At 41.7% G+C, this 14,457-nt stretch carries 20 protein-coding genes; 13 read left to right on the top strand and 7 right to left on the bottom strand.

The features are described 5' to 3' along the window. Positions 1–39 precede the first annotated feature (39 nt). Entirely contained in the window at positions 40–402 is a 363-nt protein-coding gene (locus NITUZ_RS07955) for a response regulator (protein WP_048196825.1), read from the top strand. On the opposite strand, the gene NITUZ_RS07950 is transcribed toward NITUZ_RS07955, so the two are convergent. After that, entirely contained in the window at positions 399–1,250 is an 852-nt protein-coding gene (locus NITUZ_RS07950) for a hypothetical protein (RefSeq protein WP_048196824.1), read from the bottom strand. The genes NITUZ_RS07955 and NITUZ_RS07950 overlap by 4 nt on opposite strands. A gap of 76 nt (positions 1,251–1,326) precedes the next feature. Further along, the gene (locus tag NITUZ_RS07945) at positions 1,327–1,920 is read right to left on the bottom strand and encodes a hypothetical protein (RefSeq protein ID WP_155991500.1); all 594 of its coding nucleotides are present in this window, start codon (positions 1,918–1,920) and stop codon (positions 1,327–1,329) included. 511 nt (positions 1,921–2,431) lie between these two features. Between NITUZ_RS07945 and NITUZ_RS07935 the strand changes: the two genes are divergently transcribed. The 5 genes from NITUZ_RS07935 to NITUZ_RS07915 all read left to right on the top strand — a co-directional run bounded on the left by NITUZ_RS07935 (position 2,432) and on the right by NITUZ_RS07915 (position 6,342). Then, the gene (locus NITUZ_RS07935) at positions 2,432–3,844 is read left to right on the top strand and encodes an SLC13 family permease (RefSeq protein ID WP_048197093.1); all 1,413 of its coding nucleotides are present in this window, start codon (positions 2,432–2,434) and stop codon (positions 3,842–3,844) included. 3 nt (positions 3,845–3,847) lie between these two features. Then, entirely contained in the window at positions 3,848–4,807 is a 960-nt protein-coding gene (locus NITUZ_RS07930) for a sodium:calcium antiporter (protein WP_048196820.1), read from the top strand. A 52-nt stretch (positions 4,808–4,859) separates the two neighbouring features. Further along, positions 4,860–5,312, top strand: a complete 453-nt coding sequence (locus NITUZ_RS07925; protein ID WP_048196818.1) for a universal stress protein — start codon at positions 4,860–4,862, stop codon at positions 5,310–5,312. 193 nt (positions 5,313–5,505) lie between these two features. Continuing rightward, positions 5,506–5,808, top strand: coding sequence for a hypothetical protein (locus tag NITUZ_RS07920; protein WP_048196816.1), 303 nt, complete (start codon positions 5,506–5,508; stop codon positions 5,806–5,808). A 99-nt stretch (positions 5,809–5,907) separates the two neighbouring features. Continuing rightward, positions 5,908–6,342 (top strand): acyl-CoA thioesterase, encoded by a 435-nt coding sequence (locus NITUZ_RS07915; RefSeq protein ID WP_081844919.1) that lies wholly within the window; start codon positions 5,908–5,910, stop codon positions 6,340–6,342. Here the strand turns inward: NITUZ_RS07915 and NITUZ_RS07910 are convergent. The 3 genes from NITUZ_RS07910 to NITUZ_RS07905 all read right to left on the bottom strand — a co-directional run bounded on the left by NITUZ_RS07910 (position 6,326) and on the right by NITUZ_RS07905 (position 8,415). Further along, positions 6,326–6,943 carry a nitroreductase family protein gene (locus NITUZ_RS07910; RefSeq protein WP_048197090.1) on the bottom strand — a complete coding sequence of 206 codons (618 nt, stop codon included), beginning with the start codon at positions 6,941–6,943 and terminating at the stop codon, positions 6,326–6,328. The two genes, NITUZ_RS07915 and NITUZ_RS07910, sit on opposite strands and share 17 nt — an antisense overlap. A gap of 364 nt (positions 6,944–7,307) precedes the next feature. Further along, on the bottom strand, positions 7,308–7,442 hold the full coding sequence (locus NITUZ_RS10365) for a hypothetical protein (RefSeq protein ID WP_275040830.1): 135 nt from the start codon (positions 7,440–7,442) through the stop codon (positions 7,308–7,310). Between the two features lie 106 nt (positions 7,443–7,548). Next, the gene (locus NITUZ_RS07905; protein ID WP_244443848.1) at positions 7,549–8,415 is read right to left on the bottom strand and encodes a proline dehydrogenase family protein; all 867 of its coding nucleotides are present in this window, start codon (positions 8,413–8,415) and stop codon (positions 7,549–7,551) included. Between the two features lie 87 nt (positions 8,416–8,502). Here NITUZ_RS07905 and NITUZ_RS07900 point away from each other — a divergent pair, with 87 nt between their 5' ends. From NITUZ_RS07900 to NITUZ_RS07870, 7 genes are all read left to right on the top strand, one after another. Further along, complete coding sequence (locus tag NITUZ_RS07900) at positions 8,503–8,967, top strand: PUA domain-containing protein (protein ID WP_048196813.1); 465 nt, start codon at positions 8,503–8,505, stop codon at positions 8,965–8,967. 6 nt (positions 8,968–8,973) lie between these two features. Then, positions 8,974–9,315: a nascent polypeptide-associated complex protein gene (locus NITUZ_RS07895; protein ID WP_048196810.1), complete on the top strand. Its 342-nt coding sequence runs from the start codon at positions 8,974–8,976 to the stop codon at positions 9,313–9,315. A 34-nt stretch (positions 9,316–9,349) separates the two neighbouring features. Beyond that, on the top strand, positions 9,350–9,700 hold the full coding sequence (locus NITUZ_RS07890) for an ATP synthase subunit B family protein (RefSeq protein ID WP_048196809.1): 351 nt from the start codon (positions 9,350–9,352) through the stop codon (positions 9,698–9,700). Between the two features lie 23 nt (positions 9,701–9,723). After that, a complete protein-coding gene (locus tag NITUZ_RS07885) occupies positions 9,724–10,386 on the top strand; it encodes a RuvC family protein (protein WP_244443847.1) in 663 nt (220 codons plus the stop codon). A 234-nt stretch (positions 10,387–10,620) separates the two neighbouring features. Next, the gene (locus tag NITUZ_RS07880; protein WP_048196808.1) at positions 10,621–10,863 is read left to right on the top strand and encodes a hypothetical protein; all 243 of its coding nucleotides are present in this window, start codon (positions 10,621–10,623) and stop codon (positions 10,861–10,863) included. A 16-nt stretch (positions 10,864–10,879) separates the two neighbouring features. Then, positions 10,880–11,215: a hypothetical protein gene (locus tag NITUZ_RS07875; RefSeq protein ID WP_048196805.1), complete on the top strand. Its 336-nt coding sequence runs from the start codon at positions 10,880–10,882 to the stop codon at positions 11,213–11,215. Continuing rightward, the gene (locus NITUZ_RS07870) at positions 11,212–12,540 is read left to right on the top strand and encodes a UbiD family decarboxylase (RefSeq protein WP_048196804.1); all 1,329 of its coding nucleotides are present in this window, start codon (positions 11,212–11,214) and stop codon (positions 12,538–12,540) included. The genes NITUZ_RS07875 and NITUZ_RS07870 overlap by 4 nt, the downstream gene beginning before the upstream one ends. A 16-nt stretch (positions 12,541–12,556) precedes the next feature. Here NITUZ_RS07870 and NITUZ_RS07865 read toward each other — a convergent pair whose 3' ends face one another. Together NITUZ_RS07865 and NITUZ_RS07860 are read right to left on the bottom strand one after the other, a co-directional pair. Next, positions 12,557–12,919 carry a hypothetical protein gene (locus NITUZ_RS07865; RefSeq protein ID WP_052370134.1) on the bottom strand — a complete coding sequence of 121 codons (363 nt, stop codon included), beginning with the start codon at positions 12,917–12,919 and terminating at the stop codon, positions 12,557–12,559. Between the two features lie 83 nt (positions 12,920–13,002). Continuing rightward, entirely contained in the window at positions 13,003–14,298 is a 1,296-nt protein-coding gene (locus tag NITUZ_RS07860) for an APC family permease (protein WP_048196803.1), read from the bottom strand. Between the last annotated feature and the right edge of the window lie 159 nt (positions 14,299–14,457).

Below are 14,457 nucleotides of genomic sequence, written 5' to 3'. Positions count from 1 at the left end.
TAAGTAAATTTTTTATGGTGTCCCTACCAGTGTAATTGGATGTCCGGCAAAATCATCATGGTTGTGGACGACGACCTTGATCTCTTGGAAAATACCGCATTCATGATCCGGGGTATGGGACATGACGTCTTTACAGCAAAAGATGGAGATGAGGCGGTGGCAAAATATAAGGACATCAAACCTAATCTTACCTTTATGGACATCAGAATGCCAAAAATGGATGGCTATGACGCATTTTTTAAGATAAAACAACATGATCCAAACGCCAAGGTAATTTTGATCACGGCGTACAACCAAGATGAAAAAAAACACCTAAAAGCAAAAAGTATGGCCCTGATTGATACCATTAACAAACCGTACTCGTTTGAAACACTGGAACAACTAATCTCAAAGTACGCCTAAATCTTTTCCAGTTTTTTGATGGTCTTGAATCTGTCATCGTAGAACTTTATGGCCTCCTTGACAAATCCATAATACCATGTTTTCAAATCCTTATCGCCACTTAGTATCTTCTTTATCTTATTGTTCTCCACACTTGATCTTTCCTGAGGCTTTGCAGGAATCAAAAGATGCGTATAGAACCAACATGAGATCTGATCTGCAAGATCCTTCTCATCAATGTACTCATAATTTTCCTGGTATTTTATTGACAGATACGTTAGGAGCTCAAATATGGGAAATTTTGACATTTTTGTCACCTGAATATTGTCCAAAAACGTCCCGCCAGCAAGCGTCTTTATTCTGTAAACATCATTTCCTATGACAGATTTGAGATATTCCCACCTACCAAAGATCCACGGCAAAACCGTGGCATGATGCCTTGCCATGGTATCAATTTCCTTGTGCGTTAAATCCAAGACTTCAATGCAGTATAGGATCCCTGGAAGGGAAAGTCTGTAGATATCAGATGGTCCACGATTGTAGCTCTTGCCTTCAACTACCACAAGGCCCACATCAAGCACGCCTGGAGAGTGCTTCCCTCTGTCTTTTCTGCCCTTTAACAGTCTTCTGTATTCTTTTTCTTTGGTTCTTATTCCCGAAACATCGTTTTGGAAATTTACTTTTGCCATACCCCATGTGGTAAGCGGGCCGTTTTGAGAGAGAATCTCTAACATCTTTTGTACATTGGTGTGATGCTTTATGGTGGGCTTTCTTCTAAATGAATAACTGCCAAACAATCTCTTTGCAGTAGGCAACGTGTACAGTTTGTATGCATAGAGGTTTCCGAACGGAGATACACTGGAAGGCATGCCGCAACCTACTTGCTAATGACTAATAATATTTTCTAATGTGATTCTGGGCAAGATCATGTTCTACACACCAAAACTAGACTCTTTCCAGATTCACAACTCTGATTGATTTCAGAGCGGGGTCCTTGATGCTTTGCACGTACTTGACATCTATTTCCATTGAAGATGGCGATTTGATTTGCGCCTGAAAAGTTTTGCATGCATTACTTGATACGGATTTGTACGATACTGCCAAGAACTGTTCGGATTTTGAGCTAATCAAGACTGTTGGCTGCGGTATGTGTTGGTTCTGTGCACAAATCTTATAACTGATAAGGTATTTGCCGTTACCAGCAATCTGTTTTTTGATTATTTCTACATGCGGCTGTTTAATTTTGGCGTTTTCAATTGCCTTTATTTGATCATGGTATTTGTCTATTTTGTTCTTGCCTGAAAAATACCAATTTGAGTCCTTGTACATTTTCAAACAGCTATTCACTATGCTGGTATTGCGGTATTTTTCAACAAATTTTGCCTCGCCAAGGCTTCTATACGTATCATATCTTGCCTCACACTGATAACTATTAGACGTGATAGTCTTTGCATCTGCAGCATTCGGTGATAGAATACCTATCATGACAATAACTATTGTTGCCGCGATCCAAAATGGAGCGACAAGAAGCACACTCATAGTTTCATGCATTGATGTTAGTATTAGTCGATTGTTCTATCTTTGCGGCATGCCTTCATGGCATACCGTATTCTCTTATCTAGCATTTTATATCAATACAAAACAAAACCTCTGAAAATGCCAGATGAATCATGCAGAAAATGTGGTGGAATACAGATGTCATGTGCCATCTGCTCTCAATGTAGGAAAGATATCAAAAAGATATGCATCAAATGTGGTCATACCACAATGGAGCAATTTCACTTTTCATGTTTTTACAGCATAGAGCCATGTCAAGTATACCTTGCAAGGAACTTGGAACAAATAATATAATTTTAAGGCATGCCGCAAAACCGGAATCATGCTCAAATAATCCACACTTTGGGTACATTTGAACACAAACTGTGATAATGGGTACTTCAACTCTTACCGTGATGCGATGCCTAGTTATTGCATCTGATTTACCCGCAGCAAGATTATCATCAGTTTGTGTTCAAACTTATTTAAATTCAAAAAATGAGTGCATCAAGTGGTGCAAAAATCAGATTTCAAGGTAAGTTCGGCGGGATTTGTACTCGGACCTGCCCTGTTTGTCCTCATACTCGCACTTCCAATTGGCGAGCTTGCCGTGGAAGCAAAAATCGTTCTCGGTCTGTCCTTTTGGATGGGGATCTGGTGGATTTTTGAAACCGTGCCGCTCTACATTGCGGCAATTTTACCGTTAATCGTATTTCCGGCATCTGGAATTCTGAATTTTACAGATACGTTGATATTTTATGCAGACAAAATTATCTTCCTAATACTTGGCGGCTTTTTCATAGCTGCTGCCATTGAGCGAACCAACCTTCATCTGCGATTTGCATTCCATATCTTGACCATCTTTGGAACAAAACCAAAGCAGGTAGTAGCTGCATTCATCCTGATTACTGGCTGTCTTAGTGCATGGATGAGCAATACTGCCGCAACCCTTCTTGTAATGCCTCTTGCAACTGCGATTCTGGCTGCGGTTATGACAAAGGACAAACCCAAGTTTGCCGCCTGCCTGATGTTAGGGATAGCATATGCGGCAAGTATGGGCGGGGTAGCCACGCTTATTGGAACGCCGCCCAACGCCATATTTGCCTCACTTGCACAGTCACTCACTGATACCCAGATCAGCTTTGGAAAATGGATGTTGATTGGAATACCAACAAGTGCAATTTCATTGCTTATCTTATGGTTTTACATAACGCACGTCGGCATCAAACTGGGTAAAGATTCCTTGTTCGACAAACACATGCTGACTGCCAAGCTCTCAGAGCTTGGAGATCTTAGCAGGGATGAAAAGCTCGTGCTTGCAGTTTTTATTGCCACTGTAACTGCATGGTTGAGTAGGGGCCTTGTTTGGGGTTCCTACCTCCCTCAAGTTGATGATTCTGTTATATCCATCTTTGCGGCAGCGTCATTATTTGCCCTTCCATCAACAAAAAACAAGCAAATCCTCAGATGGAACTCTGCAACAAAGATTCCATGGGGAATTCTAATCCTGATAGGAGGCGGACTTGCACTTGCAGGAGGATTTACCGCAAGCGGACTTGATACGTGGATTGCGACGCAACTGGGATTTCTTGCAGTCTTGCCGTATATTGTCATAGTGATAGTCTTGTTACTGATTGTGGTGTTTACCGAGTTTATCAGCAATACCGCAACGGCTGCACTCATGATTCCTATAGCGGCATCTCTTTCAACCATAATAGACATAAATCCGCTATTGCTTATGGTGCCAATCGCAATAGGTGCAAGCTACGGATTTATCCTTCCTGTGAGCACTCCTCCTAACGCAATTGCTCTGTCCTCCGGTTACGTAACTGCAAAAAAGATGGCAAGGGTAGGACTGCCTCTTAATTTGATCTTTGTGCTAGTCTTGGCCGTATTGACAACACTTCTGGTTCCATCAGTGTGGTAAAATTTGGATGATCTAATCATAAATTTGGTTCTTCTTGGTGCGTTCATAGCAATACTTGTCAAGAGTGCAATTTTTGCAATAAACTCTATTGTGAGATTCTCAAAAATAACTGGAATAGGTGAACTTGCTGCAGGATTTCTCATAGTAGCAGTCTCAACATCGGCACCCGAAATCAGCGTGGCTGTCTTTTCCACGCACAGCAACAACATAGGCATCACACTTGGTGATATCTTTGGCTCAAATGTTACTAATATTGCGCTGATATCCGCACTGTTTTTTCTGGTATCGCCAATTAAGCAAATAGAAAAAAAGACGGTGAAAAGCATGCTACCGCTTCTTCTTACATCTTCTGCAATTCCATTGACTTTACTTCTTGCCCAAGAAGGAAGCAAGTTTGTGGGAATTGTACTTCTTGCCGTATTTGGCCTGTTCATATATCACACCATAAAGTCGAACCCAAAGAATGCACAGGCTCAAAGAGAGACTGGCTCTGCCGCAAGGTCCCTTGTCTTGTTCTGCATTGGAATAGCCTTGGTAATCATAAGCGCCAAAGTCATCGTAGATAGTGCCTCCTCGATTGCAGCAGCCACAGGAATAAGACAATCAGTCATCGGGGCCACAATAGTTGCGTTTGGCACGTCGTTACCAGAGCTTACCGTGGATATAATCGCAGTTAGAAAAAGACACCTTGACCTTGCCCTTGGTGATATTGTGGGCTCGTGCATTACCAACATAACACTGGTTCTAGGAATAGTACTGGTTCTATCTGATATCAGCGTAAACTTTGGCATCCTCTCCTCATTAATCGGGTTTTCCACAGTAGCCCCGCTTGCCTTATTCTTGCTACTTAGGACAGCTAAGATAAGAATCCTGCACAGTGCCTTACTCTTTGGAATTTTTGCCGTCTTTCTAATGGTTTTGTATGAGATTCAACTGCAGATTGGCGGGCTGCGTCTGTTTTAGATCTCCTACCACAAAAAACTAAATTTAATTATCGTCTGTGTGGCAGACAGGCATGTTCAAAGACATTCTTGTCCCATATGATAACTCGCCTCCGTCGCAAAATGCCCTAAAGATAGCGTCAGATATCGCAAGAAGCAATAATGCAACGGTCCATCTGCTTTACGTAATTCAAGAGGTGATGCTTCCGAATTATTTTGGGAGAACGCAACTCAACAAAACTATGAAGGAATATGAGAAAGAAATCTACAACGACCTGAAAGCTCAGGCCTTAAATCTATTGCAGGAACAAAAGCAAAAAAATGAAAAACTGGGGATCCCCACAAAAATAGGCACCTCCTACGGGAATACATCCAAACAAATACTGGAATCTATCAAAAAGAACAAGATCGATCTAGTAGTCATTGGAACCACAAGCAGAAAGGGCCTATCAAAAATAAGAGCTCTTGGAAGCGTCGCAAGAAAAGTATCCGAAGAGTCTCCATGTCCTGTACTACTGGTGCACTAACGTAGCCGGGCACTGCAAAAATGATAAAGGCTATTTGTTTGCAGCACCCAGCTCCCAAGTGCGTCATCAATGCAAGCCCTAAATAAAAAACACTGACATTTTACAATCAGATAACACTGGCATGTAGCGTCTTCCTGTAACAAGAATGTACAATCTTGTGTAGTCTTAAATCTCATGCAATAATTGTAAATCCATGTCGCAAACACAGAATCTTGCACAGAAGCAACTGTGGTTGCTTGTTAGCTCCAAGAACGAAAATACAAAGGACGAAGATCTTGCAGCCATAGCCCCACAAGTCCTTTCCATGATAGATGGCATGGTTAAAAACAACAAATTCATACTGTCCGGTCCATTTGGCAATGAAACCGGTGGACTTGCTGTATTTGAGGGAACAGAAGGGGAAGCAAAAGCCTTCTCAGAACAATACGGCAACATCTGCGGAAACCTGGTCACGCACCACCTTTACAAATGGGACGTGATGTGGGGTTCCAAATAACCTGACTTTTTTAAAAAACGTAGATATAACTTGGAATTTACCAAAACTCAATTGAAGGCAAAAGCGGTAAACGAGTCACAAGCAGAAGTAATTGCGCGCATGTTCCCTTCTGAGGCAAATCCTGCCGGCAACGTCTTTGGTGGTGAGATTTTAAAGCAGATAGACATAGTTGCAGGAATCGTAGGCCACAGGCACTGCCGTACCAATGCAGTCACCGCAAGCATCGACAGGGTGGACTTTCTCAAGCCCGTATTCGTCGGGGACGTTCTAATCCTTAACGCACGCCTGAACTGCGTGAAAAAATCATCTATGGAAATTGAGGTAAGAGTTGAAGCAGAGAATCTTCTAAACGGAATAAGGACTCTTACCGGAACTGCCTTTGTTACAATGGTGGCACTTGATAAGAATGGACGTCCCACGGAAGTACCAAAATTGTTGCTGAAAACCAGAGAGGAGAAGAAAAGATTTTCAGAAGGGCTTGCAAGGATGAAGCGCAGAGCAAAGGAGAGAAAAAAATCTAAATCACATGAATAAGATCCTTCAAGTTCCTTCTGGGCCTTGGATTTCGTTTCTGCACCGGATATCCTATGCACAAAATAGAAGACGGCCTTAGGTTGGTGCCTATTGCATCCATGACTTTCTGCTCGTCAATCATGCCTATCCATATAGAACTAAGGCCCAGCGCAGATGCTGCAAGCTGGGAATACGCACAAGCAATTGTTGCATCCTGAATAGCGAACTTGGCAAGCGTTTCGGGGGGAAAGTTCAGCTTTACCCTTGAGGGATTTTTGCAAAAGACCAAGACTAGTGGTGCGTTAACATATGGCTGATTGTTTGCCGCCTTGACCAGCATCTCTTTTACCTTTTCATCCTTTACATAAAATACCTCAAACCCTTGAAAGTTCCCTGCTGTGGGTGCAGTATCAGCAGCTGCTAAAACTCTGTCTATTTTCCAATCTTCAATTTGTTTTTCCGCAAACTTTCTTGTAGAACGTCTGGTCGCCATTACGTGGAACAAATCTGTATCAAGCTTGTCTTCTTTTGTCTCCGATGTCAGTATGGCGCTGAGCAACTTGTTTTTTACATCAACTTCGCCAATTTTTTGGCTTGGAACATACTCGGTGCATTTTATAATGACTTTATCGTGATCTTCTATGAATTTTAGAAATTTTTCTGCCAAGACACTGGTTTTTACTGTAAGGGGCTTGTCGCCTTTTATGTTAAAACTGGACTCGCTCTCATTTACTATGATAGAGCCTGCATTGTCTTCAAGCGTGACTCTGCCAGTGGACTTTTGTGATAAAACAGTGTGCAAATGCGACAGATCATCCTGAGTTAGATAAATTACCTTTTCTTTGTCGTTATCGTGCGGATCAGTCCAGACCAGACGACAACCGTTGTCTTTTTTGACATATGGATAATCTACCTTGGCAAACTCGTACATGCAAACACTTGACAATTGCGATATTTTAATAAATCCAAAAAGAAAAACGCAATTCCTAGTTTGTTGCTAGGAATGCGCCGATTCCGGCACCTACGCCAATGCCTAGGACAAAAAATAACATGTCCCAAGCCATGACCTTCTTGAACGGAGCTCTGATTTCTCGATTCCAGTGAGTTTTTTTTGTTTCCATATGATAAGAATACTATGCCAAACTCATAGAGTGTTCTCAGCTGAATTGATGAGCATTAAGCTCAGGTGATGACAATTTCAGAAAAACGTGCCTATGTGGCCTCTGATTAGTATTTTGAAACAAATGCGCTTCCAAGCAGAAGTATGTTACGTTTTCTTTCCTTCAGTCTCCTTATGGAGTATGGAAGCCAGTTTGTCCCATATGGGATGTATTCTGCAAGAGAAAATCCATCCCTGACAAGATCCGGCTTTATACTGTCCATTATGCCGCGCAACATCTGGAATTCGAATTTTCTTTGGTGTTCTCTTGAGTGGCTTTTTGCCTTTTCAATTAATCTTAGGTCATGTGTTGCTATGCCAAACTCATTGCCTTTCTCAAATAATGTTTTCATCAGTTTTTCATAGTTGGCATCTATCTGTTCCTTTGACTTGTATGCGATCTTGGAGTCTTCTCTGTATGCACCCTTTACAAGGCGAATCTTTGCGCCTATTGTAAGCAAATCAGAAAGGTCGTTCTCGGTTCGCTTCAGATTTGCCTGCAAGGCAACCCCAAGCCTCTCATATTTTGAAAAAATACTCTGATAGATCTCTATTGTCTTATCTGTGTGATCGGATGATTCCATATCTATCCAGACAAAAGTCTGCGATAGTGATGCAGACCTAATGATACTCTGAAAGTTTTGCAGACATTCTCTCATGCTTTTTGATAGGCCTATCTGAGTAGGTTTTACAGATATTCCGCCACATACATTCCATCTTCTAAACGATGAGATGATTGTCTTGTATTCTGATATGGTGTTCTGTATGGCCTGATTTGATGTGTGATACTCACCAAGCTTGTTGATAATTACACTCATGCCGTTCTTGTAAGATATTTTCGCAGCAGACAGCGCGTCATCTATTGTATTTCCTGCAATCCACCGCTTTGCAACCCCAAAGAGAATCTTTTCCATGACGTGCGTTCCAGATGCCATCAAAGTAAATTTGTAGCTGATGCGTAAAAAGCTTTGAGAATTTATCGATTGTCATATTTTATTAACGGACGCAGATTTTGGCAAATTATGGACTATGTTGTAAAGCTAAAGCATACAATAGACGCATTGTTTGGCTCCGGCGTCTCAAAGAGCCTACCAAAGGAGCTTGAGATTAAATTCTCAAGGAAAAACGGAAGGATAAAAGAAGTATACTGCAAGAACAAATTGCTTTGTACCTTGCGCATAGATGGCGGTCTTGCAATAACCCCTCACTTTGCACAAATCCTACTAAAAAGAAAAAAATTCAAAGAAAACTGTGTTGAAATAGATGAGGAATCAAAACCCTTTGTTCAGGATGGCAAATCAGTATTCTGCAAGCATGTAAGGTGGGCTGGAAAAAACATACTTGTTGGCACAGACGTGCCGGTTCTATTTGATAACAAGGTGATAGCAGTAGGCAGAGCTGTAGTCAACCACCAAATGATGATGGATCTGGAACGCGGCGTAGCAGTCAGGATCAGAGATACCTTAAAAGACAGTCTGGGTGAATAGAATTTCATGATGCGCGGCGGCAATCGCGAAATGCGAAGAATGCTGGACAGGATGGGCCTTGACATGAAAGAGCTGCCAAACGTACAAGAAGTAATAATCAAGACCGACAAAAAAGAGATCATAATACCAAAACCAGCAGTTACGGAAATGAAATCAAAGGATAACTCTATTTTTCAGGTAATCGCAACCAGCTATGAGGAAAAGGAGCTGGAAACTCCAATATTCTCAGAGGAGGATATCATGCTGGTCTCGCAACAGGCTAATGTGAGTGCTGAGGTTGCCGCTAACGCGCTAAAGGAAACAGGAGGCGATCTGGCTCGCGCAATCCTGCTTTTGAGCACCAAATGAAGAGTTTATTTAAAGGATTTGAGGCGTTTTAGCTATGAAAGAGGCAGCTCAGACAACGGTTGCGGATTCCAAAGTAAGCAAGATAATAAAATCACTCTCGGACCTTGAAAACGACATAGATTCCCTCAACTCAAAGGTGGGCGATATGAAAAAAGCGCTCAACTCAAAAGCCATAAAGGAAATTGACTCCCTTAGGGAGAAAGCCACCCAGATGGCAATCAAAGAGGCTGAATCCATGATTGCACAGACCAAGGCACGGGCAGAGCAACAGGCAAAAAAGATCGCCTCAGACGGCCAAGCAAAACTTGAAAAACTCAAGGCTACCATAGATTCCAAGTTTGATGAAGCAGTTGACAGTGTGGTGTCAACCATTTTAAAGCCTTAAACCCTTAAATTCGAAAAACAGTAATGAAAGGTATCAGCACACTAGAAAACTGCCGCATCGGAGTTGCCACCACTGACGGCAAGTCATACTTTCAGTTTGTAAAAGCGCTCAAATTTCTAAAACTAGAGTACGATTCCATAATTCCAGAAGAAATTGATGGATATTCAGGAAATATCATACTTACCACGGAGGCCGAATCCCCAAAATCGGCATCACGCCCAATCCTGTACCAAGAGATACTAAAGGAAGATCCTACTGTCATTCAGGGAATAATAATAGAAAAGCTAGATTCCGGGCTCAATCCTTCAGATCTGGTAATAGGCATAGATCCTGGGATGAGAATCGGCATCTCGGTGATATACTTGGGCAAGGAAATAGAGCGTGGCCTGTATACATCTACAGAAGAGCTTGCTGATCATGTGGCCAAAATACTAGGTGGTTTGAAGGCAGAAAGAAAGATCGTCAAAATAGGCAACGGAAACATGCAGGTGGCAAAACAGATAACGACACTGCTGAATCTGAAATTCTGCTCGCACTTTGAGCTAGAGTTTGTAGATGAGCGCAAGACCACAAAGAAGATAAAAAACTATAACAAGCGTGGAGAGCGAGACATGATGTCCGCCAAATTCATAACACAGAGACAAGGTTATCGACATTTTGTGCTTCCTCTATCGAGAACAGGGTAATCGGGGCAGGAAAAAAGCTAAATTTAGCAAAATATCGTGCGTAAATCACAAAAATGTTGTTCGTAAAAAAAACGTTAGATATTTATACAACTCTACGATTTTTTGTCAAATTGATCAAGCTGATCACCATATTTGGACAAAATTTTTGTAAGATTTTCTAAAAAATTATACAAAAAATATAGATCCATCCTTAAATATTTGCGATTCCTATATCATATTACAAAGTGATAAAATATGACGTGTAAGGGAATCTGTTCCAGATACAAGGCACAAAAGCCAGTAGGTACTGGACGTTACGCTTCAGGTCAGAGACGATGCCAGATTTGCGAAATCTTCATCAAATGGGAGGGACTTTGGTGCCCATGCTGCGGTTACAGACTGAGAACAAAACCACGAAATCTCAAGTACAAAGCCAAGCTACGTGCCCGAGTCGAACAAGAGGCCCAGGAAGCAGAAGCAATAGCAATAAAGGCTTAAAATCTTACCAAAGCAGATGTCAAGTACTGGCCACAGGACAATAACTGTGGTATCAGAAGATCGGAAATTCGATGTTTCCATTGAAAAGTACGACAACGGTTTTTTCATTTCTATTTTTGAAGGCTCCAAAAAGCTTGGCGCCACCATAATGTCAATAGGTACAGGTCCATCACCAAGCTCTTCGACAATAATACCTATCAGAGATGATGCGGTCTTTCTCAAACTGGTCTCGCAAAAGATTGCATCCGAGTTCAGGGGGATATGCATAGTTTCGCTTTCTGTACAGAAGGAGCTAGGCTCAAGCGCAGGCAAGGTTCTAATTGAGAAGATAACGGAGGCAGTAAGAGAATGACGGATATTCGCGCGTTCATCGAAAGCACAAAAAAACTCAATCAGCTTTATGTTATAAAAAAAAGAGTATCGACAAAATACGAGATTGCGGCACTGACTGCGCAAGTGGATGGTGCAAACGCCATATTATTTGAGAACATTAAGGAAAGCAGGCTCAGACTAGTTGCAAATCTTGTTGGAACCCGTACAAGGTTTGCGGCCTCGATAGGCACAAAAGAATCATCAATACATCAAAAGGTGACATCTGCAATAAAAATGGCAAAAAAGCCCAGAGTCATATCTGACGGCAAGTTTTTTGAAAATCGCTCAAAAGATATCTCAGTTCTACCTATAGTGACACATTTTGAAAAAGAGTCCGGACCGTTTATCACATCATCGATAATCTATGTGCAAAACCCGGAAAAAAAGACTCAAAACTCGTCGTTTCACAGACTTATGCCAATAGATAGGACGCACTTCTCGGTTCGCATGGTTGAGGGCCGCCATCTACATCGTTCCTTTATTGATGCAAAAGAGCACGGCGAAGATCTCAGAGTTGCAATAACAGTGGGTGTACATCCTGCGGTTTCAATTGCCGGTGCATATCAGGCAGAATGGGGTGAGGATGAGATGGGCATTGCAAATTCACTGCTTGGAGGAAAGCTCACACTCACAAAACTACCATATTCTGGACGTATGGTGCCATCGGGCACGGAAATAGTCATGGAAGGAAGAATACTGGCCGATAAGACCCACAAGGAATGGATGGTAGAGATGCTAAGAACGTATGATTTTGCAAGAGCCCAACCTGTATTTGAGCTTGAAAATCTGTACTTTAGAAACAACGCAATATTTCATGACATTCTGTCTGGGTATTCGGAGCATCGGTTGCTTATGGGCATGCCGATAGAATCAAAACTCAATCGCGACGTCAAAAAATCATTTTCCAAGGCAAAAAAAGTCATAATGTCTGATGGCGGATGTAATTGGCTTCATGCTGTAGTTCAAATATCGAAAACAAATGATGCGGATGGAAAAAAGGCAATAGAGAAGACATTTGCAGCTCATCGATCACTAAAGATGGTCACAGTAGTAGATGAGGACATAGACCCGTCAGACCCCGTAGCAGTAGAATATGCTATGGCTACAAGATTCCAAGCAGACAAGGATCTTACAATCATAAAAAAGGTGCGTGGTTCAAGCCTTGATCCGTCAAGTGATCAAAAAAATCTGCTTACCGCAAAACTTGGAATTGATGCCACAAGACCACTTTCAAAGAGAAAAGAAGGATTTGAGATTGCCAAAATTCCAAAGGCTGACAGGATTTCTCTGAAAGACTATGTCTGATTTTAAAACCTGTCGTCTAGAGCGGCATGTTCAAACTCTGAATCTTCTTGATTATCTGGTCATGGTCACCATGAACGTCGATTGAAAATATCAGCAGGCCGTCGTCCAAAAACAATGTGATAAGCTTTACCTTTTCCTTTGCGGTAATCATCCAATTTGTCTTTCCAAGTGGACCATCGAACATCTCCTCCATTTCCGCCTTTACGGACGCTACGTAATGTGCAAGATTGCCAAGCTCCGTATCTAAAAGCGGCTTTTTTGCAGGATGTCTTGCAAACGCAATCACTTTTTTGTCCTTTATCCTGCCTACGAACCTCATGGATTCATCAAGGCTCATGACGTGCTTGCACACATCCAATGGACTGTACTGTCTGTTCAATTTCTCCCCTACCGCTCAGGCATCTCCAAATTAATTAAAAATCTTTTGAAATTAGATTTGATCGGGTTTGAAGATAGGCGAATTTAAAATCGGTTCCTTTCTTTTGTCAGTTTACTGTATGCAAAATAAAACAACATACCTAACACAACTACCACCATTCCCATCATTATTATGTACGGTTCAAACTGAACTGCGCCAAATACAGGAGTAATTATGCCAAGAACTGGCAGGATTGGAAGTTTTTTCACCGACAGGGGAACCTTGAATTGCCTTTCTGCATTTGGCTGCTTGAATCTGAGCCAGATCAGGGAGAAATTTACCAGTATGAATACCATAATTATGCCAAAAACAGAGATATTTGCAACCGTGGAAAGATCTCCTACTAGGGTGAACAGAACTGAGAGAAATCCGATGACCAGCACGGCAGCCCACGGTGTATTTCTTTTGCTGTGAATCCTGCTGAAAATAGACGGAAGTGACTTGTCATTTGATATGCCATAAAGTATTCTTGAGCCTGATACCAGCATGATAAGAACAGTATTTGTGGTGGCAAAAAGAGCTATTGCAGCTATTGCGATATGGGCCTGCGGCCCAAGCGCTCTTTTTGCAACATCAGCAAGAGGCGCAATTGATGCGTCAAGCTCCTGCCAGCTCAGAACTCGGATAGCGGAAACTGATACAAGTATGTAGATTATTGCAGTTATTGATATTGCAAGTATGATTGCACGTGGTAATACCTTCTTTGGATTCCGTATTTCTTCTGCAATGTTTGCAATGTTCTCAAATCCTATGTATGCAAAAAACGCCAAAGTGAAGGCAGAAAATATCCCAGATATGCCCTGCGGAGCATCAAAATAGTCGATTGATACATCCACAAAAAGAGTCATTCCTATCCAGATTATCATCCCAAGCCCAGCTGCTTCTATCAGTGTGAAAATTATGTTCATTGATGATGATTCCCTAATTCCGATGAAATTAACAAACGAGAGTGCGATTATCACGGAGATCGCACAAAAAAGTACTGGGGGACCGAACAAGTTGGAAAAATATCCTCCAAATCCTAGTGCGATTGCAGAGGCAGAGACTATTGCAACAAAAAGTGTCAACCATCCAACAATGAATGCTGGAAAATTGCTTCCAAATGCGTTTTTCACAAACGAGTATTCTGCAGCAGCCTTTGGATACATTGATGAAAGCTCAGCATAGCTCAGTCCGGTAAAAACAGATGCAATAGCTGCTAGAGAAAATGATATCCATACCGTGTTCCCAGCCTCGCCCGCCGCATCGCCTATGAGCGCATAAATTCCTGCTCCAAGTATCAGTCCTATTCCATACATGGTGGTTTGAAATAATCCTAGATGTCTTTGTAGCCGTGCCATACTGTAATCTCAAGTTGTGCATATTTTAGCAGCTCAAACAATTCCTTATATGATTTTCAATGCTGAAAATCATGATTTTCATTAAATATGAAAAGAACGCAATAGATGTACTTGGAAGAGAGATTCCTGTTTTAGTTTCCCCAAATTACTTCCTCTCTT

The sequence above is a fragment of the Candidatus Nitrosotenuis uzonensis genome (genome assembly GCF_000723185.1).
Classification (GTDB): domain Archaea; phylum Thermoproteota; class Nitrososphaeria; order Nitrososphaerales; family Nitrosopumilaceae; genus Nitrosotenuis; species Nitrosotenuis uzonensis.
This window is presented reverse-complemented; position numbering and strand designations above follow the sequence as displayed.

Excerpts from the sequence above, each read along its gene's own strand:
- NITUZ_RS07955 (WP_048196825.1), top strand. The coding sequence starts at position 40 with ATGTCCGGCAAAATCATCATGGTTGTGGACGACGACCTTGATCTCTTG.
- NITUZ_RS07950 (WP_048196824.1), bottom strand. The coding sequence starts at position 1,250 with ATGCCTTCCAGTGTATCTCCGTTCGGAAACCTCTATGCATACAAACTG.
- NITUZ_RS07945 (WP_155991500.1), bottom strand. The coding sequence starts at position 1,920 with ATGAGTGTGCTTCTTGTCGCTCCATTTTGGATCGCGGCAACAATAGTT.
- NITUZ_RS07925 (WP_048196818.1), top strand. The coding sequence starts at position 4,860 with ATGTTCAAAGACATTCTTGTCCCATATGATAACTCGCCTCCGTCGCAA.
- NITUZ_RS07920 (WP_048196816.1), top strand. The coding sequence starts at position 5,506 with ATGTCGCAAACACAGAATCTTGCACAGAAGCAACTGTGGTTGCTTGTT.
- NITUZ_RS07915 (WP_081844919.1), top strand. The coding sequence starts at position 5,908 with ATGTTCCCTTCTGAGGCAAATCCTGCCGGCAACGTCTTTGGTGGTGAG.
- NITUZ_RS10365 (WP_275040830.1), bottom strand. The coding sequence starts at position 7,442 with ATGGAAACAAAAAAAACTCACTGGAATCGAGAAATCAGAGCTCCGTTC.
- NITUZ_RS07905 (WP_244443848.1), bottom strand. The coding sequence starts at position 8,415 with ATGGCATCTGGAACGCACGTCATGGAAAAGATTCTCTTTGGGGTTGCA.
- NITUZ_RS07900 (WP_048196813.1), top strand. The coding sequence starts at position 8,503 with ATGGACTATGTTGTAAAGCTAAAGCATACAATAGACGCATTGTTTGGC.
- NITUZ_RS07895 (WP_048196810.1), top strand. The coding sequence starts at position 8,974 with ATGATGCGCGGCGGCAATCGCGAAATGCGAAGAATGCTGGACAGGATG.
- NITUZ_RS07890 (WP_048196809.1), top strand. The coding sequence starts at position 9,350 with ATGAAAGAGGCAGCTCAGACAACGGTTGCGGATTCCAAAGTAAGCAAG.
- NITUZ_RS07885 (WP_244443847.1), top strand. The coding sequence starts at position 9,724 with ATGAAAGGTATCAGCACACTAGAAAACTGCCGCATCGGAGTTGCCACC.
- NITUZ_RS07880 (WP_048196808.1), top strand. The coding sequence starts at position 10,621 with ATGACGTGTAAGGGAATCTGTTCCAGATACAAGGCACAAAAGCCAGTA.
- NITUZ_RS07875 (WP_048196805.1), top strand. The coding sequence starts at position 10,880 with ATGTCAAGTACTGGCCACAGGACAATAACTGTGGTATCAGAAGATCGG.
- NITUZ_RS07870 (WP_048196804.1), top strand. The coding sequence starts at position 11,212 with ATGACGGATATTCGCGCGTTCATCGAAAGCACAAAAAAACTCAATCAG.
- NITUZ_RS07860 (WP_048196803.1), bottom strand. The coding sequence starts at position 14,298 with ATGGCACGGCTACAAAGACATCTAGGATTATTTCAAACCACCATGTAT.